Consider the following 25,748-nt stretch of genomic DNA (forward strand, 5'->3'; position numbering starts at 1 on the left):
GATAGCGACCTAGTTGATTGTTATTGTTATTTTTATTCTAGCCAAGTCTTCGCGAATTCTTCAGGCGGCACCGGGCGACCAAAATAATACCCTTGCCCACCTTGGCAACCAAGCTCTTTCAGCAGTTGCGCTTGCTCTGCAGTTTCAATGCCTTCGGCGATGGTTTCAAGTCCGAGGGTTTGCGCCATGGCGATGATGGTATTCACCAACGTTTTACTCGACTCATCTTTGATCATCGCTTGCACGAAGGACATATCGATTTTCAGAATATCGACGGCAAATTGCTGCAAGTACGCCAGCGACGAATAGCCAGTACCAAAGTCATCAATCGCCAAGCGGAAACCGTGGTCACGCAAGCGCCGAGTGACCGTGAGGGCCAATTGCGGGTCTATCATCAAATCACTTTCGGTGATTTCAAGAGTGACCGCTTGCGCCTCAATCCCCTTACAAATACTTAGAAAGTCTTCCACCACGTCGGGCGCAGCAAATTGTTGCGCGCCTACGTTGACCGAAACTTTCGGGAGCTGACCGTAGCGTTGCTGCCACTCTTTCATCAGGCTGCAGGTTTTGGTCAGCACTTGTATGCCTAGCTCGGCAAGCACGCCTTGCTTGCGGGCAATGTCGATAAAAATGGCCGGGCTGACGTGGCCTAACTCTTGATCATACCAGCGGCAAAGTGCCTCGGCTCCAACGCATTGTCCAGTAGCTAAGTCGATTTGCGGTTGTAAGGCAATACTTAGCTCGCCTTGCGCAAGCGCTTGCAAAAAGCGCTCGGTTTGATGGCGCTCGGCAGAGACCTTACGCTGCAAGGCTTCATCAAACACACAATAATCCAGCTCATGCTGTTTCGCTTCATACATCGCAATGCTTGCTTGCTGTAACAACTCAGCAGCCGATTCGGCGCGATACGAAAACGAGCCACTCATACGGAACGGGACGTCGAGCTGATGTTCACCCACCAAGAGCGGCGTCTCAAAGAACTTCTTTAAATGCCCTGCCACGGTGAGAAACTGTTCCACTTTTTCGTTGCTACTTCGCAAGAGCACGACGAATTCGTCACCGGTGACCCGCGCAATCTTGACCATGTCTTCATAGTCCTTTGCACCGTCTTGCAGACGTTGCGCCACCAAGCGCAACAAACGGTCACCGGCATGTAAGCCAAAGCGCTCGTTAACATTGCGAAAGTATTTAAGATCCAGCAACACCAGCAAGTAGTCTTGCGTTTTGTTGCTCTCGTATTCGTTATGCAGATAATCAAGTAAGGCTGCCCGATTCGCCAAGCCCGTCAGCTCATCGCGAAACGCGATTTCAGCAATATGCTCTTGATGTTCATGTTGCTCGGTCACATCAAAGATGAAGCCCTCGAAGTGGGTAATTTCGCCAGCTTTATTAGCGACCCCCTTACCCTGCTCCCACACCCAGCGGATTTGATTATTGGCACACACGATACGATAGGTAACACGAAAATACTGTTGCCGCTTCGCCGCGCTCAACACCGCCTCGAATACATTTTGCGTATCTTCTGGATGAATTAAATCGCCCCAAGCAATGCGATTGTTGTTGATCAGATCTTGCGATCGATAACCCGTAAGATCGTATGCACCGCGACTAACGATTTCCATCGTCCAGTGCTCGTCATTGAGACAGCGATACGCCATTCCAGGAAGTGAATTCATTAACGTCTGCAGACGTCGTTGGCTTTCTTGTAGGTTCCGCGAAATACGCAACTGCGCAAGCTCGGCCGCCGCTTGTGCTGCCGCAATTTGCAGCATTTGCAAGACAGGCTTAGCGTAGTCCGTAGGTTGGTCATTCAGTACCGCCAGCAAGCCAAGCTTGCTTTGGTCGGCAGTCAGCATTGGCACACCGACATAGCTGGCCGCCCCCAACTGCTGCAGCATCGCATCGCGCGGAAAGGACTCGCACACCCCTTTATTAAACACGCAGGATTCCGTCGACAACACCTGCTCGCACGGCGAGCCATCAAGGTCATAACTAACGGTAGGTTGAAACTCACCGTGGGAATAGAACGTGATTATGTTCGCCGTCGTCGGCGAATCATCAAACACCTCAGCAATCATGACGTGATCAGCCTGCAACAGCTCACTGAGCAGCTTTGCAAGGTTTTCAATAAAGGCTAACTCACGCGCCTCGCGCAAATTTTCAGCGAGACGGTGTAAGGCCTGTTCAATATCGACATGCTTAATTGTCGTTGCTCCCTGGTCAAGGTATTGATAGGTAGAGCTTTTCGTTATTGTTACAGATTAGCCGAAGTGGAGATAAGGTCAATAGGTCGGTTGTCATAGAGGTGGGGTTTTGTCTGGTTTGTGCCAGGAGCGGACGTTAACGTCAGCCGTAACCGGTGCATTTGTAGTGAGCGCAACGAACGAAAAATACGTCCGAGTTAACGGCCTTGTTAACTACATAGACCATATTTCACCGTTCCATAGCTGCTCGCTGATATCAGGCGGGTTGGCCTTCACTTTAGGATGATTAGCTAATATTTGCCTTAACGTGCGAATTGCACCATATGCATCCAGAATGAGTTGCCGCTGTTCCCTAATATACTTTTGGTCAAAAACATCTTCCTGAACACTATGTGCTGGCTTCTGCCGCAACTTTCGAACTTTCCTGAAGGTCGCTTTCATCTCGTTGATAGGGCTATCGTCTTGCGGCCGAAAGAAACGATCAATCCATTCTTCAAGAATTGCTATTGTTCCTTTTTTTCTGACCTCGATCTTTCCATCATCTCTTACGTGATCATAATCGCCCGCAACTTCCCCATCGAAAAATTTCTTATTGATGTTGTCCGACATCATCTGATCTAGGAGCAATACAAAGGAGTTAAAAGCTGAAAGAGTTGGCCTAATTAGAAAGGCGAATTCCTTTGGCCTAGCCCCGGAGTAATCCTTTCTAAAAAGGTTTTCCGATTTTATTTTGTTAGCCATTTCGTTAATAAGAGATAATTCCATGACGAACGCTTCGCATACAGGAAGACGTTCGCCCCAATCGCCAATTATGTTGTTTCTATAGTAATCCGGATGCATCTTAAAATCGCCACCAAGGAGTTCCTTTGCTGCCCAGATTTGTTGATGTTCCCTGTTAAGGGTTGAGATATACCAAAGCAATGAGACGACACAACGCTCATATGATTCATTAAACCCAAATCCAAATGTCTCAAGGAGAACCTTATCTCGTTCGTCTACTTCACCCGATTCGTAATGCTCATCTTTGATGCATACTTGGCCGTTGATATCATCAGCCCAATAATAATATCGAGGATCGTTTCGGTATTGCTCCAGTACCGAAATATCGAAATAGACACCATCTAATTGGCCGCCACCCAAGGCGACCCTCTTGGTGTAAGGGCGGCCCTCATATGAGCTATCTTTTACAGTCTCTTCTAAAAGTGATCGGCCAGGGTACAAGCAACAATCATCTGCACGAGAGTCAAATTCTTGCAGCTGACGTTCTATAGGAACTCCAGAGAATGGCTTGATATAGGGGTTGGGGAACATGCCTGGACCAACGACTTCGAGGATTCCTGATTCGATATGTGACCTAATTACTGAATGATCCCATGAGCCATCAATCTGAGTCCCGTTGAAACGGGACGACTCCAGATAATGGCTAAGGATGTTGTTGCAGATTTCGTTCATAGGTGCTCGTTCTAATAGCTAACACCGCGCTCTACGGCAAATTTGGAGCGGAGCGGAAAATTGGTCCGACAGCAGCGCCCTGTTACGCATTTTTCTTATGGATATCGAAGAGAAGACCTACTGGTGATTTCTTCACCTTCTGATTTTCTTCAGCTAGATCCCTTATTGATTTTGGAATATCTTTTAATTTCGGTACATCAAACATTTGGTCTGCTGCTATTGTGGCAATTCCCCAAACAGGTGTGCCAGTGACCGCAGCAGCCACCTCAAGCGAGCCAACGACCAACCATGAACCAATGTCTTTACCGGCAAATTTCCATTTTTTATTACTAAGGTAATCTAGATTTTTTTGATGTTGGCTAAACGCTGAGTTTATATTTTCGAAAATCTGATCTCGGCTACGGTGGAAATTAGTAGGGTTAACTTCGATTAAATCATTTATCCCTTTACCTAAAATATCTCGGATCTCCTCCATAGCACCTTCTTTTCGTAATTCAATTAGTGCTTCCGGAGGGATGTTTCCAATCCACTGCATCTCGCCGGTTGAAAGGTCATTAATGCCTTTGACGACATGGAGATCTTGAGAGTTTAGTTCCGATTCGGCTTTTTCTGCATCATATTCCATTTTCCAAACCAAGTACTGCCAAGATGTTGGTGCATCTATGATGGGAGTGCCATTTAAGCGTCTCGCTTTAACAAGTATTTCATTACTTACGGACATGCGGCCAAAAGCCTGACTTGCCAGAGCAACTCCCGGAGTAATTTGACCAAAAGGCTGCATATGCTCACTTTTCATTGCCTTTGCTATTTGGTCTCCAACATCTTCATCCCACTCAGTGTCGAATAAGACTCTACTGCCATCAGAGATTTCAGCGACAGTTCTTTCAATTGAATCCAATGAGCCGCAAAAGTCCATTAGGTCTTCAAAAGACTCAAAATCTCGACCAAACAACTTACCGGAGTGAACTAAAGAATCTTCTTTTCCTAAACGACTGAAAAATTCACGCTCACCTTCTTGCAAGACTCCCATATCAGGCAATATAACAACAATCGGATCTTCTACATCTGCACACGCCAGATCCTTGTATTGAAGGATGTTCATTGCATGCTTCATGAGGTAATAGGCTTTATCCGCAAGACTATAATGCTCGAAAATTATCTTAGATCGCAAGAAAGGATCAGGAAGGACAATGGTGTCAGTATATATACCGCACTTAGATGCGATATTTTCATCATGCGAAGGAAAAAGATCACCGCCAAAAATACCCTTTACGTTGTGATGCATATCCTCAACATGGATGTGTGCAACTTCACCAACGCCCTCCCAGAACTGATCTATCACTTCTAGAAATTTGTCGAGGTTCTCTGTTATTTCTTTTATAGAACCTTCACTATTTTGAGCTGCCATTCCCGCATCATGAGGAGTCATTCCTCGCTGATTCATTATCTTAAAAAAATGACCGAAATTGTCTTCAATGAATTTAAAATACATACTTTGTATTTCGCTCAATGAAGCTTCCTTTTTTAGCTCTTCACGATCATGCATGGCGGTAACCGCTAGAGCCATTGATCGCACTAGGCCATCAACTGTATCTAAGTCTACCTCTCCATCAGGGTCGGTGCGAACAGCAAGAAGACTCTTCTCCACATCAAGCCCTTCGGCAATTCTTATCTTCCCTTCTTTAAATTGCTCCTGAAGAACCTTCAAACGACGCCGAAGCCTCTGTTCGTATTCAACTTCTTCGATTGTCTTCTCTTCGCTCATTTAGAACTCCGTTTTCGATAAGATGCTTAACGCCTAAATAAGGTGTGCCAAAAACCGAATCGCTTTTATTGGCAGTAAATAAGGGAAGCGACTTCCTCTCTAAACTTCAGTTGCTAATTTATATCCGTTTTGCGATCAAATCAGCTTTCAGCAATCCTCCTTTGGTGAGAAGCTTTGCTGAAAAGTTTGGTTTGCGACGCGACTTGAATGCTTCATAGATTTTTTTCAGTCCTCCAGCTTCTAGTAGGGATATATTTATCTCGGTATCTAGTTCGGCTGACTCAATGAAGTCGTTGGAGAACGTTGGTGCGATAATTAGTACTTGAGAAACTCGCTTTCCGGCAGCCTCGCATCGATTGACATAAGCTTTAACCTGTCTCGAGGTCGTCGAGTATTTGGCAAAGTCACCGTTCTTGCAGGTTTTTGCTTCACCAATAATAACGTCATCATCACTTAGTGAAATTAAGATATCTGCTTTATCCTTGGCAGTATTAATTGAACGACGAAGGTCCTCGTCCACGTCAAATCCAAGCTCTTCTAGAATTGCTTTCGTTACCTCTTCAAACTTGACACCGATCTCTGATTCAGCAATCTCAATATTCTTGTGTTTTAGCGTCGCTAAATCGCGCTGCGCCAAAGACTCATAATTCTCGATTAGCTTATCGGTCGCGTTGGCAAAAGCTTCAACTATAACTTGCCGTACTTCTCCCCGGCGAGTTATTCCCATACTCGCCTTTAACTCTTTCACTTGCTCGTTTGTAAGGATGTAAAGAATGTCGTAAGGCGTAATCGACAGCGCACGAAGCATCTCAACGTCAACCTCAATGTTGTCCTCAAGCTCAAATTCTTCACGTAGTCGTTTAGTGATATCAGGCATGTGTAGTGAAATGGCTTCAAACATTGCTTTGAAGCCTGCTGCTGATAACACGTTGAACTCTCTTTCTGCGGAAGTATTTAACGCGTGTATGATTAGTCCGCAACGTTCTTCTAAAGTAGTTCCAAGCTTGACCAATGAAATTTGAAGATCGTCTATCAACTGCTTTAAACGCTCTTTTCGCTCATTAACAAGAGCCTTTTCATTGTGCATATCATGACTAAGAATTTGTGATGCCGGTATCCCCATCTTGAAGATTGAATTGATCTTTTCGTTTCGTTCAACTCCTCTTATTCGCTTATCGTGCGCTTTGAGGATATTAGACAATTCAGCGTCGGACAGAGTCCGCAATATTCTTAACAGATGCTTATCAGCAATATCTTTATTTTGAATTCGATGCAGAATGGCCACTATTTCGTCCGGAACATACACCGTTTGCTCTTTTTTACGAACGAACAATAAGCCGATCTCTCGCAACTGGTTTATACAATCTTGAACGCCAGATTTTTCAATTGGAACGATAAGGTGCTCGATCGCAATGCGATCCTCGGCTGTCACGTCCAGTTGATGGGCCAAAACATTCAGTATTCCTCTCTCCTCATCAGAGATCCTTGCCTGCCGATTTAATTTCTCATCGTTGTGGTAAGCCTCTCTGAGACAGGAGTAATAGATACTTAAACGCCGATTTTCATCGAAAACTCCCGGCTCCGAACCTGAATCTAGGATTTCCTTAATTTTTTTGGAATGCTCGTTGATGGCTTTCCATTCTTTTGCGTAAAGCCTCTCAATCCAAGATATTTGAGCAACGCAGTTTCCATCTCTGCTTAGGATGTTGACCAACAAATCAGCTTGTGCGCCGCTCAGGGCAAGCAACCGTTTCACTTCTTTTGTCAGCACTGGAACTGCCAAACGGAACAGTTGGGTAACCTCACTATTCGAAGCGTCCTTGATCTGACCGTCGATATTCTTAAATTTCTTTGCCAATTCTTTATCGTTTTCACTTGCTTCCGATCAGATACGATCAAGGAAGTTTACAAACTTAGACTTCTCTATTTGGTTTATCGAAGAGAGGATATTTGAGAGTTTCATGACAGTTCCATCGCCAATTAATTAAACATATGATTTACACAAACATAAACAATAAAACGTAAAAAGCAAGGATGCTGATTTTTTAGACGATCAAACTCGTAGAGTACTCTCAGTAGTTCGGTAGTTTTAACCAAGTTATTTTCACACACCACCACAAACAAAAATGCCCTCCAAACGGAGGGCATTCAGCATCATGCAAAACCAGCTACCAGCAGACGTTAGCGATAATCATCAATCGCCGGGCAGCTACACATCAGGTTACGGTCGCCGTACACGTCGTCGATGCGGTTGACCGATGGCCAGAACTTGTTCTCGGCTACGGCAGCGACTGGGTAGACGGCGGTATGGCGGTCGTATGGGCGGTCCCATTCGCCAGAGGTGATGTCAGCCAAGGTATGCGGCGCGTGGTGCAACGGGTTGTTGTCTTGCGGCCATTCGCCACTCTCGACTTTCTTCACTTCTTCGCGAATCGAGATCATGGCTTCGATGAAGCGGTCCAGTTCGTACTTCGACTCTGACTCGGTTGGCTCGACCATCAAGGTGCCCGCGACTGGGAAGCTCATGGTCGGTGAGTGGAAGCCGTAGTCTTGTAGGCGCTTGGCGATGTCGATTTCAGCGACGTCGGCGGCGTCTTTCAACTGGCGCAGGTCGATGATGCACTCGTGCGCAACGCGGTCGTTACGGCCTTTGTACAAGATCGGGTAGTGGCCGCTGAGTTTCTTGGCGATGTAGTTGGCGTTCAAAATCGCCACTTCGGTCGCTTCGCGCAGGCCGCGTGAGCCCATCATGACAATGTACATCCACGAGATTGGCAAGATGCTTGCGCTGCCGAAAGGTGCGGCAGATACGGCACCGTTGTCCAAGCCTGTACCATGAATCGGTACGACGCTGTGGTTTGGCAAGAATGGCGCCAAGTGCTTCTTCACACCAATTGGGCCCATGCCAGGACCGCCACCACCGTGTGGAATACAGAAGGTTTTGTGCAGGTTCAAGTGCGACACGTCGGCACCGATGTAACCTGGTGAGGTCACGCCCACTTGCGCGTTCATGTTGGCACCGTCTAGGTAGACCTGACCGCCGTGCTCGTGGACCACGTCACAAATGGTGCGAATGCCTTCTTCGTACACGCCGTGCGTTGACGGGTAAGTGACCATGATGCACGACAAGTTGTCGCCGGCTTCAGCGGCTTTGGCTTTTAAGTCGTCAAGGTCAACGTTACCGTTCTTGTCGCAGTCGACCACCACCACTTTCATGCCCATCATTTGCGCAGATGCTGGGTTGGTACCGTGCGCTGAGCTTGGGATCAAGCAGATGTTGCGATGCGCGTCACCACGGCTTTCGTGGTACTTCTGAATCGCTAACAAGCCAGCGTATTCGCCCTGTGCGCCCGAGTTCGGCTGCATCGACATAGCGTCGTAGCCAGTGATGTCGATCAACCAGGTCGACAGGGTGCGCAGCAACTCGTAGTAACCGGCGGCTTGGTCTTCAGGACAGAACGGGTGCAACTGACCGAATTCAGGCCAAGTGACAGGAATCATCTCAGCGGTCGCGTTCAGCTTCATGGTGCACGAGCCGAGCGAGATCATGCTGTGGTTCAAGCTTAAGTCTTTGTTCTCAAGCTTTTTGATGTAACGCAGCATCTCGGTTTCTGAGTGGTGCGTGTTGAAAACTTCGTGTTCCAAGATGGCGCTGGTGCGCTGTAATTCAGTTGGAATCGACTGTACGTCACCTGAACCGACACGTGAGTCGAGCATGTCGATGTCAAGGCCGTGATCGTCACCGAACAATGCGGTGAAGAGGCTTTCAACGTCGTCGCGGGTCTTGGCTTCGTCGAAGCTCACGCCAAATACGTTGTCGCCATCTACGCGCAAGTTCAAACCATGCGCCACGGCACGGTCGATGATTTCTTGCTGGTTGCCTTCAAGTTTAAAGGTCAAAGTGTCGAACCAATGCGAGGTTTCCAGCTTCACGCCTTTGTCTTGCAAGCCAAGTGCAACGATGTCGGTCAAGCGGTGGATGCGCTCAGCGATGGTACGCAAGCCCTGTGGACCGTGGTACACCGCGTAGAACGATGCCATGTTGGCCAACAATACCTGTGCGGTACAGATGTTCGAGTTGGCTTTTTCACGGCGAATATGTTGTTCACGGGTTTGCATGGCCATACGCAAGGCAAGCTTGCCGCGGCTGTCTTTTGACACGCCGATAATACGGCCTGGCAGCGAACGCTTGTACTTGTCGCGGGTAGCGAAGAAGGCTGCGTGTGGACCACCGTAACCCATAGGAACACCGAAGCGCTGCGCTGAACCCAGTACCATGTCGGCACCCATTTCGCCCGGCGCTTTCACCATCACCAAGCTCATGATGTCAGCGGCAACTGCAACCACACCTTTCTTAGCTTGCACGTCAGCAATCAACTGCTCAAGGTTGTGCAGTTGGCCGTAACGGTCAGGGTATTGGAACAACGCACCAAACACGTCGTGGTCAGCGGCTTCACGCGCAGGCGCCACAATCACTTCAAAGCCAAACATTTCGGCGCGGGTTTTCACCACGTCGATGGTTTGTGGATACACGTTGTCAGCAACGAAATACGCGTTGGATTTGCTCTTGCTTACGCGCTTAGCCATGGCCATGGCTTCGGCCGCAGCAGTCGCTTCGTCAAGCAATGAGGCGCTGGCGAGGTCGAGGCCAGTCAAGTCCATGGTCATTTGCTGGAAGTTCAAAATCGCTTCGAGGCGACCTTGCGCGATTTCCGGCTGATACGGCGTGTAAGCCGTGTACCAACCTGGATTTTCCAGCACGTTACGTAAAATAACGTTCGGCACCAAGGTGTCGTAGTAACCCATACCGATGAACGAGGTCAGCACTTTGTTTTTCTGTGCAATGGTTTTCAGCTTCGCTAGGGCTTCACGTTCCGATAACGGCTCACCCACTTGTAAGAAAGGTTCGCGCAAAATCGCGCCAGGAACCGTATCCTTAGTGAGTGCTTCGAGTGAATCGGCACCTAATAGGGCCAGCATTTCGGCTTGTTCATCAGCGCTTGGGCCAATGTGACGGCCAATAAACTCGCCATGATTCTCTAACTGCTTGAGCGTTGCTGTGGTCATTTACTTCTCGTCCCTCGGTTCGGGGTTAAAACACAGGTCAGGAAACACAAAACCCCGGTAGCGTGACCGGGGTTTGTGCAATCCATTGCCAAATTAGTCTTCGTCGATAACTGCTTGATAACCTTCGGCATCAAGCAAGCTTTCTACTTCACTTGGGTCGTCGGCTTTCATCTTAAATAGCCAACCGTCGCCATAAGGATCACTGTTCACTGTTTCTGGTGCATCTTCGAGGTCTTCGTTGATGGCAATAATTTCGCCGCCAATCGGTGCGTAGATGTCAGAAGCTGCTTTCACTGATTCAGCTACGGCAACGTCGTCACCTGCTGCAACGTTGTCGCCAACTTCAGGCAATTCAACAAACACCATGTCACCCAATAAGTCCTGAGCGTGCTCAGAGATACCTACGGTGAACACACCATCACCTTCGTTACGAACCCACTCGTGGGTCGATGCGTACTTTAATTCCTTTGGAATCGAGCTCATGTTGTGATCCTCAAATTAGTTGTTCTGTTGTGTTTCGCAGGTGCTCGCTTACACAAGACCTTTACCATTGCGTACGAAGCTTGGCTTCACCACGCTAACTGTAACGAATTTTTTGCGCATTTCCACTTCAGCGGTTTCGCCCACTGAATTCGGTACGCGCGCCATGGCAATCGAGAAGCCCAGCGTTGGCGAGAAGGTACCTGAGGTGATCACGCCTTCGCCGCCGTCGACAACGACTTTCTGGCCGTGACGCAGTACGCCTTTTTCACGCATCACTAGGCCGACCAACTTGTCGTGGCCTTCGGCTTTTTGTTTTTCGAGAGCTTCGCGGCCAATAAAGTTGCGATCTTCTGGTTCAAACGCCACGCTCCAGCCCATGTTGGCTTCCAGCGGGGTGATGCTCTCGTCCATGTCTTGGCCGTACAGGTTCATGCCTGCTTCCAAGCGCAAGGTATCACGTGCGCCGAGGCCGCATGGCTGGACGCCAACGTTCAACAAGTCGTCCCAAAGTTTTTCAACTTCGCTCGCTGGTAAAACGATTTCGTAGCCGGCTTCGCCGGTGTAACCGGTGGTGGCAATGAATAAGTCGCCTACTTGTACCGACATGAACGGACGCATACCTTCAACTGGCGCAAAAGCTTCGTCGCCCAGCACCAAGCGCAGTTTTTCGGCTGCTTTTGGCCCTTGCAACGCCACCATGGCGAGTTCGGTTTGTTCGGTGATGGTCACTTGGAATTCGCTGGCAACTTTTTCGATCCACGCGACATCGCGCTCGCGGGTCGCTGAATTCACGACCAAGCGGTAAGATTCGTCAGAAAAGTAATACACGATAAGGTCATCGATCACGCCGCCCTTTTCGTTCAGCATGCTGTTGTACTGAGCTTTGCCTGGTACCGAGAGCTTGGCCACGTCGTTGGCCAGCATTTTGCGTAAGAAGTCTTTGGCTTGCGCGCCAGCCACGTCAACGATGGTCATGTGCGAAACATCGAACACACCAGAGTCTTTGCGCACGGCATTATGCTCTTCGATTTGCGAGCCGTAGTTGAGCGGCATGTCCCAACCGTGAAAGTCGACCATTTTTGCGCCAGCTTTCACATGCGCGTCGAATAAAGGGGTACGATTTGCCATGGCATCGATGTCCTGTTGTTTCGCGTAAAAGTGGGCGCAATTATAAAACTCTAAGGCGCTGGCAACAAATTAAAATTCCTTATGCTATTATTTGAATTATTAATAATGTTTTAGCTTGTATTACTTCTGGTTATATTTTTGCGATTTTTGGGGTGTTTGGGCCATGCAACAGCTCTCTTTGGACAGTCTTCGTGCTTTTGTCAGCGTTTATGATTTGCAGAGCTTCACTGCCGCGGGGCAGCAGCTTGGCCGCTCGCAACCGGCGATTAGTCTGCAGCTTCAGCGTTTAGAAGAGATGCTTGGCATGCGTTTGTACGCCCGAACCGGTGGCCGTATTCAACTGACGCCTGCTGGTAACGAACTGCTTGAGGCGGCACGCGCCATGCTCAGTCTTAATGATCAAATTATTGCGCGGCTGACCGAACCGGAATTAAGTGGTCGCGTACGGCTAGGCATGACCAGTGAATTTGCTAGTAAGCTGTTGCCGCAAGTCTTAGGGCAATTCGCCCAAGGCTATCCGAACGTCGCGCTCGAAGTAAGCTCAGCTCTGAGTCGCCAGTTGGTGGCCAATGCCGATGATTTTGACGTGATTATTGCGCTTACGGAAAGCGGTGGCAAAGACGCCGCGCAATGGGTCAATCCCATGCAATGGCTGGAATTGCGGCAAGAACCGCTGGTTTGGGTCGGTAATAGTGAGAGTCATTTGTTACCTGCGCCGCTGCCCTTGGTGGTTGCGCCTGATGGCTGTATTTATCGGCGTCGCGCTTTACGCGCCTTGCGCAACGCCGGTATTCAATCGCGTATTACCTATACCAACACGGATTTTAGTGGGCTCACGGCGGCGATTGAAAGTGGGCTGGGCATTACCGTGTTGGCGCAGAGTACGGTACCTGCACATTTGGAGCGGATTCAGCGCTGTGCCGATGGTACGCCGTTGCCGGAACTGGGTGAAGTAGGTGTGATGCTGTCGACGCGTGCGGCAGAGAATTCCGCCGCACAACAGCTAGCGGCGTTTATCCAAGAGCGGATTTAATCAAGGTACGTTTGAGCGGAGCGACGTCGTTGGCGATTTTCAAACCGATGCCGCGCACCAGCTTCAACAATGGGTTGGCATGACCAAAACCGCGTTTAAAACTTTCCATGGCGGTGATCATTTGCACCGCAGCAACTTTGCGTTCGCGTTCCCAATTGCGTAAATCAGCATGGCTAAACGCATTTGTTGTGAGCGCTAGCAGCGCCTGCACATCGCCAAAGCCAAGATTTGCGCCCTGCCCGGCTAACGGATGAATACTATGCGCGGCATCGCCCAGCAAAAGCATCCGACCTTTGAGCCAGCGCCGTGCGTATTGCATGCGCAGCGGAAAATACGCCCGCTTTGACGCCAGTTCGAGTTGGCCTAATGCACCGTCACTTGCGGCTTGCAGTCGCTTGGTGAATTCGGCGTCGTCCAAGGCTTTGAGTTCTGCGGCCACTTCGGTGTCAGCAGACCATACCAGCGACACATGATGGGGGTCGCCTAATGGCAACCACGCCACCGGGCCACTTGGCAAAAACACTTGTCGGGCACAACCACCGTGAGGCTTGCTGCATTTGATGACGGCCACACAACCCTGCTGCTGGTAGTCCCAAAACGTGAGCGGTAATCCTTCGGCTTGGCGTAGTGGCGACTGCACGCCATCGGCGGCAATCAGGTAATCGGCGGTAAACTGCTCAGTCGCGGTTTTCACAGTAACCTGCTGTGCCGCATTTTCGTGCTGTCGCACTTCGGTGTTGGCATGTAACTCAACGCCCGCCTCATCCGCCGCCTGCCATAGCTCGGCTTCAATAACTTTGTTTTCAACAATGGCGCCAAGATCCGGTTGATTTACCTCTGCCGCAGCAAAATGAATACGCCCGAAACTATCGTGGTCCCACACTTCCATGGCTTGATAAGGACCAAGCCGCGTGCTTGGCAAGCGTTGCCATACGCCGAGTTGTTCCAGCAACTGGCGGCTAGAGTGCGCAATCGCGCTAACACGCAATTCGGTGGTTTCGGTGTACTGCGGCTGTGCGCCGCGTTCGAGTAACACCACGCGGTGCCCTTGCTGACGCAAGCCTAACGCGGTAGCGAGACCGATCATGCCGCCACCGACGACGATAAAACGTTGGCTCATGATGCACCTCCCCTGCTTGCTAACGGCGCTAGCCCCATCGTTTGCCGCGCAAAGGCTTGGCGTAACGGTGGCAGTGCATCAAGGCCGAGCAACGCGAGGTTGCGACACTTGGTTAAAGGCCAGTAGTGATTGGAAAAGCCACGCACCAGCATGTCGGTCAACCCGATGATGTTTTTGTAGTCGTCTTCACGCTCGCGCCAATACGTGGCGAGCGTTGCATAGCTGCCAAGATCATCGGCTTTGGCAAGCTGGTCACTTAAACAAATGGCATCGCGGACACCAAGGTTAAAGCCCTGCCCAGCAATCGGATGTAAGGTATGCGAGGCATTGCCAATCAACACAGCCCGATGCGCCACACTGCGCTCAGCTAAATGCAGACGCAAAGGAAATTGCAGACGCTGACCAACTGCGGTAAAACGCCCGGCACGATAACCGAAGGCATGCTGCAATTGCGCCAAGAATTCGTCATCAGGCAATGCCAACACTTGTTCAGCTTGTTCTTCGGCGACACTCCATACCAATGACGCTTGTTGCTTCGGTAGGGGCAACAACGCCAGCGGTCCCGTCTCGGTAAAGCGCTCGTAGGCCCAGCCAGCCAGTGGCTTGTCCACGCTAATATTGGCAATAATGCCGACTTGCCCGTAGTCGGTGGTTTGTACGCCAATGCCAAGTTGCTCGCGGATAAACGAGCGCTGGCCATCGGCACCCACCACCAACTGGGCTTTTAACTGTTGTTCGCCATTAGGCGTTTGTAATGTGACATTGCAATACTGTTGCTGTTGTTCCAGCCCGGTGACTTGGCTGCCGGCAAGCCACTCGACCTGCGGTAACGCTTGTAAGCGATCATACAAGGCTTTATTGAGCGCGGCGGCGGGAACAACATAACCCAGCGCCGCCACACCTTCTTGCTCGGCGTGCAGCCGCGTCGCGCCTAAATAACCTCGATCACTCACATGAATGTGCTTAATCGCTTCGGCTTCGTCAGTAAGCTCCTGCCAAATCCCCTGTGCATTGAGCAAATCAACGGTGCCCGCAGCCAACGCAATGGTACGCTTATCGGGCACTGGCCCATCCGCTTGCGGCTCCACCACTTTCACCGCAACATCCGGGCGTTGCTGGGCAAACAAAAACGCCATCAGCGAGCCTACGAGGCCGCCGCCAGCAATGACCACAGGTGTTACTTGTTCTGCATCCACGTTTCTATCTCTGCCACTGTTTTTGGTACCGCCGCGGTTAAATTTTCATGGCCGTCAGCGGTGACCACCACGTCATCTTCAATACGAATACCGATGCCACGCCACTGACTATCAACGGCATCAGCATCGGCCGGAATATACAATCCAGGCTCCACGGTTAACACCATGCCCGGTTTAAACGGGGTGGTTTTGTCGCCGCGACGGGCATCCCCCACATCGTGTACGTCCAGTCCGAGCCAATGGCCCAAGCCATGAATAAAGAAGCGGCGGTAGGTTGCTTGCTCGATATTGTCCTTTACTGAACCGTGCAGTATGCCAAGCTCCACAAGGCCTTCGGTTAAAGCATGCGCGGCAACATCTTGGGCTTGCTGCAACGTAGCGCCCGGCCGAATAACGTCCAACGAAGCGAATTGCGCCTGCAACACGACTTCATAAAGTTGTTTTTGTGGCTCGCTAAAGGTGCCATTCACTGGAAAGGTCCGCGTAATATCCGCAGCATACCCCTGATATTCGGCACCAGCATCGATCAAGATCAAATCACCGTCATTCAGCGCGTCACTATTTTCCGTGTAATGCAAAATACAGGCGTTGTCGCCACTGCCACAAATGGTGCCGTAAGCGGGTGCAGCGGCGCCGTGCATAGCAAACTCGTGATGCAGTTCGGCGGCAACTTGATATTCGTAACGTCCCGGTGCGACAAATTTCATCGCCCGCTGATGCGCCAACACGCTAATTCGCGCCGCTTCACGCATCAATTCAAGCTCGGCATTCGACTTCACCAAGCGCATGGTGTGTAGCCACGGCGAAATATCTTGCCAGCGTTGTGGCGGTTGCACGCCGCGTTTACCGCTGCTACGTAATTCCGCCGCTAAGCCCAACAGGTGTTGGAAAAAATCCTGATTGCTCTGATCGCAATAAACGGTATGGACGCCGTCCAGCAACTGCCACAAATGTTCATCCAGCTCATCAATGGCGTGCGCAACATCCACTCCCAAAGCATCTACGGCACGAGCTACACCTAAACGGCGGCCATGCCAGACTTCTTGCTGTGGGTCTTTCGGTTGGCAGTACAACTGCACCGGCAGCTCGGCGTCAGGCGCCAGCACCAGTACTGCGTCTGGCTCGTTAAAGCCCGTCAGGTAAAAGAAATCACTGTTTTGCCGGAACGGAAACTCGGTATCGTTGCTGCGGGTCACCAATTGCGCGCTAGGAATGACCGCAATGGCCGACTCGTCAGCAGCGGCGAGGCGTTTAAGCACTTGCTCGCGGCGGCGTTGGTATTCCTCGACAGGCACAGCTACAGCCATAACAACAATGCTCCTTGCAGCGCAGATTAATGTAAGGTCTTATTGGTTTTGCAGGTGGTGTTGGCGTTTTGCCCCAGCTCGTTGAAACACAGCATCGCAGAAATCCGCAAATATTCCATGATTTCAAAATACGCGCGCTCGGCTTCTTCATCATCTTCAATGGTGATATCCAGCTTGGCAATTTCGACCATGTCATCAATGGCTTCGCGTAGGTCTGCCGACAACCCGGCCAAGTTAGTCTGGTTAACGCCAAAACCAACAAGAAATGATTGCACCCATGCGGTAAGGGCTTGCAAACGCTCGTGCAACGGCTCGTGGTCACTTGGCAAAATCAGCTGAAAACCGAGGTCAGGATCACGCAAACTGGCACAAGTTTCGGTCGCCATGAGCTTCAGATGCTCACGCAGTTCCGGTTTAAAGGACTGTCCCTCGTTGATTAAATCACTGAGTAACAGGAGCCACTCGTCACCCTCAATGCTCGCGCCACTGGCAACCATGCCGGTTAGCAAACCATGGACTTCTGCGCCACTGGCGAGTAAGCCTTGGTGCTCAAAAAATTCGGTTAAGCGATCGTAACTCTGCGAGCTGGTGAGTTCCGCTGTATCTTCTGGCGATTTGCGCTCTGACATAAGCTGTCTTCTCTTGCTTGGTTTGCTGTGCATCCTACCACTGTCAGTCTTTTCAGGCTAGCTGACAAAGCCCCTTCAAGCATGGCATAATGTGCGCAAACGACAACAAAACAGCAAGGAAACTGTGCAATGACTCAACGCACCATGGACATCAAGTTGATGGACCGTCACTACAAAGTGAATTGCCCTGAAGGGCAGGAAGTTGCGTTGCAGCAAGCAGCAGACAAGCTGAATGACAAGCTTGAGCATATTCGCCAAGCGACCAAGCTCAGCCATCCCGAACAAATTGCGGTGATGGCGGCGCTGAATTTAAGCCACGAGAGCAGCAAACTCGAGCATGAACAGCGCCAACGCATTCAAGAGCTTGAAGAAAAGATTAAGTTGCTGCAAGAAACCCTGGAGCAAGTCACGAGCGAGCAGCGTCCAGGGCGAAAGTAAAAAGTTAGGATCGCCTGGGATGTGCGCCAGCACGCTAATGTCCCTGAGCCGATGTCATCAGTAAAGGGGCTCACTGACCGGCTATTGTGCAAGCTCGACATGTATCGAGAAGCCTACGGCCGTTGATTTGCGCCCCGCCTTGAACCAGTGGGTTCAAGGGCCAAAGCACGCAGCGGCATCCTGGGTGATCACCCTTTTCCCTAATTTTACTCTTGGTCGGCTTTCGCTTGGTCGACCAAGCGACGCACATCACTTAGCAATTCCTGCGCATCGTAAACGATACCGTCTTTAATGGTGTAACGAACGCCTTTGGTGCGAATCGGCTCATTCTGGTCGTTCAGTTTGAAATGCCCCGTACCGTACAACACTTTAAAGTTCGCCAGCGGGTTCTCGGCAACCACCACCAGATCAGCTTTCTTGCCCGGCACCACAGAGCCAATTTCATGCTCAAGACCTAAAGCTTCAGCACCATTCAAGGTTGCGGCTTGCACTACTTCTAAGGCATTGAAGCCAGCTTCGCGTAATAATTCGAACTCGCGAATCAAACCAAAGCCGTAGATTTTATAGATGTAGCCAGCGTCCGAACCTGTGGTAATGCGGCCACCGTGATTCTTGTAATCTTGCAGGAACGCCATCCACTTTTGGTAATTCTTGCGCCACGCCACTTCTTCATCGGTGGTCCAATCAAACCAATAAGAGCCGTGCGCATAGCGGCTTGGCTCAAAGAACTCCCACAATTGCGGCAAGGTGTATTCGTTGTGCCAAATGGCTTGGCGCTCGCGCATTAAGTCACGGCTGGCTTCATAAATGGTCAATGTCGGATTAATGGTGAAGTCGAGTTCAATCAACTCATCGCGTACTTGTTGCCACTTTTCTGAGCCTGGCTCAGCCGCTTGCTGCCACAAGCGCCCAGCCTCGGCAAAGCGATCTTGTTCATTGTTGTAGTTGTAGTCGGCTGGATAGTCCTGAATTACTTGCTCAGTGAACAATGCTTCCGGCAAGCCGTACCAGTGTTCCATGCTGTCGAGACCGAGTCGTGCCGAGTCGACCACATTGGTGCGCACTACATTCAACTGCGCATGGTGCATCATGGTGCCAAGACCTTGCTTTTCGGCTTCATCAAGCGCCGCCGCCATAATTTTCGGCCGTGCACCGAAGAACTTTATGCCTTCCGCGCCCTTTTGCTTAATGTCACGCACCCACTCACGCGCTTGCTCTGGCTTAAAAATCGGCTCGTCGCTGTTCATGCCATAACCGAGATACGGGATAATACGAGGCGAAACAATGGTATTTTGCGCAGCCTGTTCTTGGTGCCACTTGGTCCATTCGAGCCCATTAAAACTGCCCGGTTCGCGCACCGTGGTAATGCCGTGGGCCAACCACAATTTCAGTACGTATTCGGCAGGAATACCGTCGGCAGAGCCGCCAATGTGCCCGTGCATGTCGATAAAACCTGGGAGTACATAATGTCCGGTTAAGTCGAGTTCCTTATCGCCAGGCTCAGCTTTCGGACGACGCTGCTCAAGAATCGGCACCCCGGGGTTACCCACGCTGACCACGTTTTTGATGCGGTCGTTCTCGATCACGATATCCACCGGGCCTTGCATCGGCGCGCCTTCACCGTTGATCAGATTCACGCCACGCAAAATCAGCCGGTCGTAAGGGCCTTCACCTTGATCGCCACGTGGCGGTGCTTTCGGCGGTGCCGCGAGCAGCTGCGAAGACATTAATGTAGACAAAACTAGCGTAGTCAGAACCCGTTTCAACATGCTATAAATCACTCTATGAACAGACAATTCACCCAGAATAGCAGCCAGCCCGAGCGACAGCAATTGCGCCGCGAGTTGCTTGCCGCGCGAAAGCAGCTCAGTGCCGCAGAACGTGAGCAGGCTGCTGGAGCTATCGAAGAACGCGTACTTGCTCTCGCAGAACTCCAGCAACCCTGCTCGATAGGCAGTTACTATAGTGTGCGCGCTGAACTGCCAACCCATGCGCTCAACCAAGAGCTACAGCACCACGGACACCAACTTGCACTACCTGTGCTGCACCCTATCGTGCACCATCATTTGCTGATGCTTCATATTGATGAACACAGCGAATGGCGCCACAACGACTACGGTATTCCCGAGCCCAAGCTGCAATGCCAGCGGGTGGTTCCGTTGCAACAACTCAACCTGCTGCTGGTTCCTTTGGTCGGTTTTGATGCCCAAGGTAACCGCATGGGCATGGGCGGCGGCTTCTATGATCGTACCCTTGCGGGTTGGCGCGCGGGCCTTTATCCGAACTTACAACCCGTCGGTTTAGCCTATGATTGTCAATTCGTTGAGCGACTGCCCAGTGAAGCTTGGGATGTGCCCTTACCTAGGGTCATCACCCCGACAAAAGTATGGGACTTTAGAGGCTAAAAATGTATACTGAAACGCCATAGCCCACTCATCTAGGAAGCTGGCATGGCAACCTCATCTGAACAACAGAAAAACGAGCAAAAACAAAAGGCTGCAGAAGCAGCTCTCGATTACGTTAAAGCAAATCTACCCAAGCAAGCGGTCATTGGCGTCGGTACCGGCTCCACCGTGAACTTTTTTATTGATGCCCTCGCCACCATCAAACACGATATTGAAGCTGCCGTTTCAAGTTCAGAAGCTTCGACCGAACGCTTGAAACAGCACGGTATTCGCGTGGTCGACTTAAATAGCGTCAGCGACCTGCCGATTTACGTTGATGGCGCCGATGAAATCGACGAACACAAACGCATGGTTAAAGGCGGTGGCGCTGCCCTCACCCGCGAAAAAATTGTCGCTGCGGTGGCCGATACCTTTGTCTGTATTGTTGATGAGAGCAAGCAAGTGGGCCGCCTCGGCGGCTTCCCAATCCCTGTTGAAGTCATTCCGATGGCCCGCTCTTACGTGGCCCGTGAAATTGTCAAACTCGGTGGTGACCCAGTCTGGCGCGAAGGCGTGACCACCGACAACGGTAATTGGATCCTCGATGTGCACAATTTCGACATTGTTGACCCTATTCACCTTGAACAGCAGCTCAATAATATTGTGGGTGTGGTCACCAACGGTCTCTTTGCCCAACGTGGCGCCGACGTCACTATCGTTGCCAGCGCCGCTGGTATTGAAACTCTTAAGTAAGGTGTAAGCACAGCCATGACGCAAGTATCGCTCGCCAAAGATCGCATTAAAATTCTTCTTCTCGAAGGGGTGCACGAGAGTGCCGTGAACGTACTCAAACAACAGGGGTACGACTCGATTGAGTATGTGAAAACCTCACTCAGTGAAGAGGAACTTTGCGAGCGCGTCAAAGACGTCCACTTTTTGGGGATCCGTTCACGTACGCAACTGACCGAAAAAGTCTTTGCGGCGGCCGAGAAGCTCATTGGCGTCGGTTGTTTTTGTATTGGTACCAACCAAGTGGATCTGGCAGCGGCCCGTCGCCATGGCGTGGTGGTCTTTAACGCACCGTTTTCGAACACCCGTAGCGTTGCCGAACTGGTTTTGGCTGAAATTATTATGTTGTTACGCCGCGTGCCCGAGAAAAATGCTGCAGCCCATCGCGGTGGCTGGGATAAGTCGGCGAATGGTTCATTCGAAGCACGCGGTAAAGTGCTTGGCATTGTGGGCTACGGCCATATCGGTAGCCAGTTGAGTATCTTAGCCGAACAGCTCGGCATGCAAGTGCGTTTTTATGACATCGAAACCAAGTTACCGCTTGGCAATGCACTTTCAGTAGGCTCACTCGACGCGCTGCTGGAACAAGCTGACGTGGTGACCTTGCACGTACCGGAAACGGCGCAAACCCAATGGATGATCAGCGCCCCACAATTGGCCAAGATGAAAAAAGGTGCGTTGCTTGTTAATGCTTCACGCGGCACTGTGGTCAACATTGAAGACTTGGCCGCCAGCCTGCGCAGCGGTCACTTAGGTGGCGCAGCTATTGACGTCTTCCCAGTTGAACCAAGCAGCAATAACGACGTATTCGAGTCGCCACTGCGCGGCATCGACAACTGCATTCTGACCCCGCATGTCGGTGGCTCGACCCAAGAAGCCCAAGAAAACATTGGTATTGAAGTGGCTGGCAAGTTGGCACACTACTCTGACAACGGCTCTACCTTGTCGGCAGTCAACTTCCCAGAGGTTTCACTGCCAGCGCACCACGGCGCCCGTCGCTTGTTGCACATTCACCAAAACCGCCCGGGCATGCTAACCAAAATCAACCAGATCATGGCCGAGCAAAACATCAACGTCTCCGGTCAGTACCTGCAAACCGACAGCGAAGTCGGTTACGTGGTCATTGACGTCGACACGCCCGAAGAAAGCACCATTGCGGACGATTTGCTGGAGCAAATGCGCGCCATTGAAGGCACCATTCGCGCTAGGGTTTTGTACTAAGAGCAATTGCACTAGTTAGACATAACTGTATCCAAAAGTCTATTTTTTAGGCTATAATGGACACCATTATGTCTATTTCGGGTGCATTATGAAGTATCAACTCTTAGTCGAACAAGATGTTCAGTCGGCGTTTGCGGACTACCTGCGTACCGCGCGTGAGCAAGCAAAACTGTCGCGCGCAGCACTTGCCGAGAAAAGCACTGTTCCCGCTGCCACAATTAAAAAATTCGAGTTAACTGGGCAAATCTCGTTTCGCCAGTTGCTGTTATTGTGGCAAACCCTCGATGACTTAAAACGACTTTACGAACTTACCCAAGCACAACAGTCAGTGACGCCGACCTCTATCGAAGAGGTGCTGAAAGATGAATTTTAGACCCGTCAAAAAACTTCAAGTACACCGAACCCTTATGTCTGGAGCGAAAGTCTTGGTGGGTACGCTTGCACAAAATCGGCAAGGTGTATTCTTTCAGTATGCGCAAAGCTATCTAGATATGTGAAGAATTCTGCGAGTACTTCGGGGCGACAACACTTTCATAGCGCGTGCGGATTGCTTGACGCTGATTTTCGCACGCCAAGCCTCGACTATGATGATTTAATCAAAGCAACCAAAATACTTTGTAAGTCACCAGCCTATGGTCAATTACAATTTAAGCGCGCAATTTTCAATTTACTCACCTGTAATCAGGATGATCACAGTAAAAACTGGGGGTTTTTACTCAATGACAATGGAGCATGGCACCCAGCTCCGTTTTACGACATCATTTTTAACCCCAGCGCATTTAACGAGCATGCCACAGCCTACGCTGGTTATGGTAAAGAGCCGCCGCTTAAAGCTCTGCAGAAGTTAGCGAACTCTGCTGGCTATACTCGCTGGTCACAGGCAAAGCACGATATTTTAGAAGTTGCCGAGGTTGTTGATGAGTTTAACGCGATTGCCAAGGAGCTCGATATTCAGCAACAAACGCGACGGCTTATCTCGCAACACATTGAACGCTTGCGCGAAGCTCTTCTAAAACACCTTTGACAACGGCTCCGTGTGGCCGGCCAATAGCTATACCGATAAGGCTAGCTAACGAATGCCAAATGTGCGGCCGTCATCAATGACACCTACAAACACTCCATAGTAGGTACCCTCTTGCTCGACGATGCGCAAATAGCCGCCACTGGTGGCATTACTAAGCATCTCATCGCGTGTCAGTTCATTCAGTGCAGCTGACACGTGCTCACGCGATAAGTCCGATATCATAACGGCGCACAATTCATCGGAGCATTGTAAAGCATTCGTGTAAACTTGTGCTTGGTTGCTAAGCAACGTCGCTAACCTTAATCTGACCGTACCAGCTTGCTCAGTACTTTCCTGTGATTGAGCAAGTGCATCAACCTGCTGTTGCAACTCGACAACCGAAAGCTCATCAAGCGTCTCCGTTTCCAACACGCGCCCCTTACCACTTTCTGTTAATAGTGTATGCAAAGATTGATTTACAGTTAGTCCGTCAATTTCAGCATCAGATTGACTTGGGGGAGGCGCTCGTTGTGACTCAACATCAGCATCATTCAAATCTGTAGAATTCGTAACAACCGCAGTCGACTCCTCGTTGGAGTCTTGCTCGGTTGTAGATGCAACATGATGCATCGGTCTATCGTTCTGTATTATCTCGTCACGTTGATTTGCTTGGATATAATAAAAAGCGGCGAATAACGCCGCTAACGTGATAACGACTAGGAGTGTTTTTTTCACTGTCTCTCGATTCCCGTTAGAAGGCCAATAGACCCCCTGTTAACTTCACAAGTTTGATAACAATACCTTTTAGTTTTAAAAAAACAAATTTCAAGGTTATTGCTACCTTTTTACCACTTCTCCGTTATATATAAATCCATATTTCACCTTACGCTAAGGGAAACAAAAAAAGCCGGCGGATGCCGGCTTTATGGTGGCTTTACATAATCACTCTGAATCAGGCTGCGGCCGACCCACGGTGCGCGCCATGGATTCTGGCGACACGTGGCGCACGTCTTTACCTTTGACGAAGAAAATAATGTACTCGGCGATGTTCTGGCAACGGTCACCAATACGCTCGAGTGAGCGCGCTGACCAAAGTACATTCATGACCTTGGGAATACCGCGCGGGTCTTCCATCATGTAGGTCATCAATTGACGGGTTAAGCCTTCGTATTGACGGTCGGCTTGGGCGTCCATTTGATGCACTTCATAAGCGCTGTCGAGGTCCATCCGGGCAAAGGCATCAAGCACACCATGCAACATCGCCAAGACCTGCTGGCCAAGGTTCTCAAGGCTGACTAAGAACTGCTGCTGATCGTTGTTGAAACTCTCGAGGGCCACGCGCGCAATGCGCTCAGCTTCATCACCAATGCGCTCTAAGTCGGCGATGGTTTTGAAAATCGCGATGATCAAACGCAAGTCGCTTGCTGCTGGTTGACGCTTGGCAATGATCTGCACACAAGCTTCGTCAATCTGTACTTCCAACGCATTGATTTTGTAGTCACGCTGCAAGACTTGCTCGGCAAGCTCATGGTCGGAGTTTTCAATCGCGATCAGCGAGTCACGTAGTTGTTGCTCAACCAAGCCGCCCATGTTCATGACCTGGGTACGGACGGCATCGAGTTCGTCATTAAATTTACCGGAAATGTGCCGGCCAGTATTTAATTTATCCATGATTCAGCTCCTCTTAGCCGTAGCGTCCAGTAATGTAGTCTTCGGTCTGCTTCTGGGTCGGCGTGGTAAACAGCGTATTGGTATCAGCATATTCAATCAGCTTACCCATGTACATAAAGGCTGTTTGATCCGAAACCCGTGCTGCTTGTTGCATGTTGTGCGTCACAATTACCACGGTGTATTTTTCTTTCAACTCGGTGATCAGCTCTTCGATCGTCAGTGTTGAAATTGGGTCAAGTGCCGACGTTGGTTCATCGAGCAACAGTACTTCTGGCTCAATCGCAATAGCTCGGGCAATCACCAAACGTTGCTGCTGACCACCTGATAGGCTGAAAGCACTAGCGTTTAGACGATCTTTCACTTCTTCCCAAAGGGCTGCGCCTTTCAATGAGCGTTCGACCACCTCATCTAAGGTACGACGGTCGTTTACACCCATCAAGCGCATGCCGTAGACCACGTTCTCATAGATTGACTTCGGGAACGGGTTCGGACGCTGGAATACCATACCCACACGGCGACGCAATTCAGCGACGTCAACATCTTTGTCGTAGATGTTTTTGTCGTGCAAACGGATCTCGCCGTTCACTTTACAAATCTCAACCAAGTCGTTCATGCGGTTAATGCAACGCAACAACGTTGACTTACCGCAGCCCGACGGGCCGATAAAGGCGGTGACACGGTTACGTGGAATCGCCATGGAAATATCATGCAAAGCTTGAGCATCGCCGTAGTGCAGATTCAAATTGCGAATTTCCATAGCGGTTTGATCCGCCGTTAAATTTTCTAAATCGAGGCTGTCTGCCTGATTGTTTGTCGGAGTTACCGAAATCATAGTAAGACCTTTTCGCTTCTGCTTCG

Annotated in this window: 21 protein-coding genes, 1 other RNA gene and 1 pseudogene; 8 read left to right on the top strand and 15 right to left on the bottom strand. The window is 50.2% G+C overall.

The features are described from left to right. Positions 1-32 precede the first annotated feature (32 nt). The 7 genes from CWI70_RS11135 to gcvT all read right to left on the bottom strand — a co-directional run bounded on the left by CWI70_RS11135 (position 33) and on the right by gcvT (position 12,099). Positions 33-2,156 (bottom strand): putative bifunctional diguanylate cyclase/phosphodiesterase, encoded by a 2,124-nt coding sequence (locus CWI70_RS11135; RefSeq protein ID WP_126773774.1) that lies wholly within the window; start codon positions 2,154-2,156, stop codon positions 33-35. A gap of 261 nt (positions 2,157-2,417) precedes the next feature. Continuing rightward, positions 2,418-3,656 (bottom strand): AAA family ATPase, encoded by a 1,239-nt coding sequence (locus tag CWI70_RS11140; RefSeq protein WP_126773775.1) that lies wholly within the window; start codon positions 3,654-3,656, stop codon positions 2,418-2,420. 82 nt (positions 3,657-3,738) lie between these two features. Further along, the gene (locus CWI70_RS11145) at positions 3,739-5,421 is read right to left on the bottom strand and encodes a hypothetical protein (protein ID WP_126773776.1); all 1,683 of its coding nucleotides are present in this window, start codon (positions 5,419-5,421) and stop codon (positions 3,739-3,741) included. A 118-nt stretch (positions 5,422-5,539) separates the two neighbouring features. Beyond that, complete coding sequence (locus CWI70_RS11150; protein WP_241967892.1) at positions 5,540-7,279, bottom strand: hypothetical protein; 1,740 nt, start codon at positions 7,277-7,279, stop codon at positions 5,540-5,542. A 323-nt stretch (positions 7,280-7,602) separates the two neighbouring features. Further along, on the bottom strand, positions 7,603-10,488 hold the full coding sequence (gcvP, locus tag CWI70_RS11155; protein WP_126773777.1) for an aminomethyl-transferring glycine dehydrogenase: 2,886 nt from the start codon (positions 10,486-10,488) through the stop codon (positions 7,603-7,605). A 93-nt stretch (positions 10,489-10,581) separates the two neighbouring features. Beyond that, positions 10,582-10,971 carry a glycine cleavage system protein GcvH gene (gcvH, locus tag CWI70_RS11160; protein WP_126773778.1) on the bottom strand — a complete coding sequence of 130 codons (390 nt, stop codon included), beginning with the start codon at positions 10,969-10,971 and terminating at the stop codon, positions 10,582-10,584. Positions 10,972-11,019: 48 nt separating this feature from the next. Further along, entirely contained in the window at positions 11,020-12,099 is a 1,080-nt protein-coding gene (gene gcvT / locus CWI70_RS11165; RefSeq protein WP_126773779.1) for a glycine cleavage system aminomethyltransferase GcvT, read from the bottom strand. A 163-nt stretch (positions 12,100-12,262) separates the two neighbouring features. On the opposite strand from gcvT, the gene CWI70_RS11170 reads away from it, so the two are divergent. Beyond that, positions 12,263-13,132, top strand: coding sequence for a LysR family transcriptional regulator (locus tag CWI70_RS11170; RefSeq protein WP_126773780.1), 870 nt, complete (start codon positions 12,263-12,265; stop codon positions 13,130-13,132). On the opposite strand, the gene CWI70_RS11175 is transcribed toward CWI70_RS11170, so the two are convergent. The 4 genes from CWI70_RS11175 to CWI70_RS11190 are packed head-to-tail and all read right to left on the bottom strand — an operon-like array spanning position 13,113 to position 17,384. Beyond that, entirely contained in the window at positions 13,113-14,252 is a 1,140-nt protein-coding gene (locus CWI70_RS11175) for a UbiH/UbiF/VisC/COQ6 family ubiquinone biosynthesis hydroxylase (RefSeq protein ID WP_126773781.1), read from the bottom strand. The genes CWI70_RS11170 and CWI70_RS11175 overlap by 20 nt on opposite strands. Then, positions 14,249-15,448 (bottom strand): 2-octaprenyl-6-methoxyphenyl hydroxylase, encoded by a 1,200-nt coding sequence (gene ubiH, locus CWI70_RS11180; RefSeq protein WP_126773782.1) that lies wholly within the window; start codon positions 15,446-15,448, stop codon positions 14,249-14,251. The genes CWI70_RS11175 and ubiH overlap by 4 nt, the downstream gene beginning before the upstream one ends. After that, positions 15,430-16,755, bottom strand: coding sequence for a Xaa-Pro aminopeptidase (gene pepP, locus CWI70_RS11185; RefSeq protein ID WP_126773783.1), 1,326 nt, complete (start codon positions 16,753-16,755; stop codon positions 15,430-15,432). Before pepP ends, ubiH begins: the two co-directional genes overlap by 19 nt. Before the next feature lie 26 nt (positions 16,756-16,781). Continuing rightward, positions 16,782-17,384 (bottom strand): UPF0149 family protein, encoded by a 603-nt coding sequence (locus CWI70_RS11190; RefSeq protein WP_126773784.1) that lies wholly within the window; start codon positions 17,382-17,384, stop codon positions 16,782-16,784. Between the two features lie 129 nt (positions 17,385-17,513). Between CWI70_RS11190 and CWI70_RS11195 the strand changes: the two genes are divergently transcribed. Continuing rightward, positions 17,514-17,822 (top strand): cell division protein ZapA, encoded by a 309-nt coding sequence (locus tag CWI70_RS11195; protein ID WP_126773785.1) that lies wholly within the window; start codon positions 17,514-17,516, stop codon positions 17,820-17,822. Positions 17,823-17,830: 8 nt separating this feature from the next. Then, a non-coding RNA gene (gene ssrS / locus CWI70_RS11200) (6S RNA) lies at positions 17,831-18,013 on the top strand. Positions 18,014-18,028: 15 nt separating this feature from the next. Here the strand turns inward: ssrS and CWI70_RS11205 are convergent. Next, positions 18,029-19,549, bottom strand: a complete 1,521-nt coding sequence (locus CWI70_RS11205) for an amidohydrolase family protein (RefSeq protein ID WP_241967893.1) — start codon at positions 19,547-19,549, stop codon at positions 18,029-18,031. 57 nt (positions 19,550-19,606) lie between these two features. On the opposite strand from CWI70_RS11205, the gene CWI70_RS11210 reads away from it, so the two are divergent. The 5 genes and pseudogenes from CWI70_RS11210 to CWI70_RS11230 form a co-directional block, all read left to right on the top strand. Next, complete coding sequence (locus CWI70_RS11210) at positions 19,607-20,227, top strand: 5-formyltetrahydrofolate cyclo-ligase (protein WP_126773787.1); 621 nt, start codon at positions 19,607-19,609, stop codon at positions 20,225-20,227. A gap of 45 nt (positions 20,228-20,272) precedes the next feature. Then, on the top strand, positions 20,273-20,959 hold the full coding sequence (gene rpiA, locus CWI70_RS11215) for a ribose-5-phosphate isomerase RpiA (RefSeq protein WP_126773788.1): 687 nt from the start codon (positions 20,273-20,275) through the stop codon (positions 20,957-20,959). Between the two features lie 15 nt (positions 20,960-20,974). Continuing rightward, entirely contained in the window at positions 20,975-22,216 is a 1,242-nt protein-coding gene (serA, locus tag CWI70_RS11220; RefSeq protein WP_126773789.1) for a phosphoglycerate dehydrogenase, read from the top strand. An 88-nt stretch (positions 22,217-22,304) separates the two neighbouring features. Beyond that, positions 22,305-22,589 (top strand): helix-turn-helix domain-containing protein, encoded by a 285-nt coding sequence (locus tag CWI70_RS11225; RefSeq protein ID WP_126773790.1) that lies wholly within the window; start codon positions 22,305-22,307, stop codon positions 22,587-22,589. A gap of 138 nt (positions 22,590-22,727) precedes the next feature. Further along, a pseudogene (locus CWI70_RS11230) lies at positions 22,728-23,240 on the top strand (type II toxin-antitoxin system HipA family toxin); the annotation flags it as partial. A 45-nt stretch (positions 23,241-23,285) separates the two neighbouring features. Here CWI70_RS11230 and CWI70_RS12440 read toward each other — a convergent pair. The 3 genes from CWI70_RS12440 to pstB all read right to left on the bottom strand — a co-directional run bounded on the left by CWI70_RS12440 (position 23,286) and on the right by pstB (position 25,722). Beyond that, positions 23,286-23,849 carry a hypothetical protein gene (locus CWI70_RS12440; protein WP_126773794.1) on the bottom strand — a complete coding sequence of 188 codons (564 nt, stop codon included), beginning with the start codon at positions 23,847-23,849 and terminating at the stop codon, positions 23,286-23,288. Between the two features lie 312 nt (positions 23,850-24,161). Then, on the bottom strand, positions 24,162-24,890 hold the full coding sequence (phoU, locus tag CWI70_RS11240) for a phosphate signaling complex protein PhoU (protein WP_126773796.1): 729 nt from the start codon (positions 24,888-24,890) through the stop codon (positions 24,162-24,164). 13 nt (positions 24,891-24,903) lie between these two features. Next, positions 24,904-25,722 (bottom strand): phosphate ABC transporter ATP-binding protein PstB, encoded by an 819-nt coding sequence (gene pstB, locus CWI70_RS11245; protein WP_126773798.1) that lies wholly within the window; start codon positions 25,720-25,722, stop codon positions 24,904-24,906. Between the last annotated feature and the right edge of the window lie 26 nt (positions 25,723-25,748).

The organism is Pseudidiomarina homiensis, from assembly GCF_003987225.1.
Classification (GTDB): Bacteria; Pseudomonadota; Gammaproteobacteria; order Enterobacterales; family Alteromonadaceae; genus Pseudidiomarina; species Pseudidiomarina homiensis.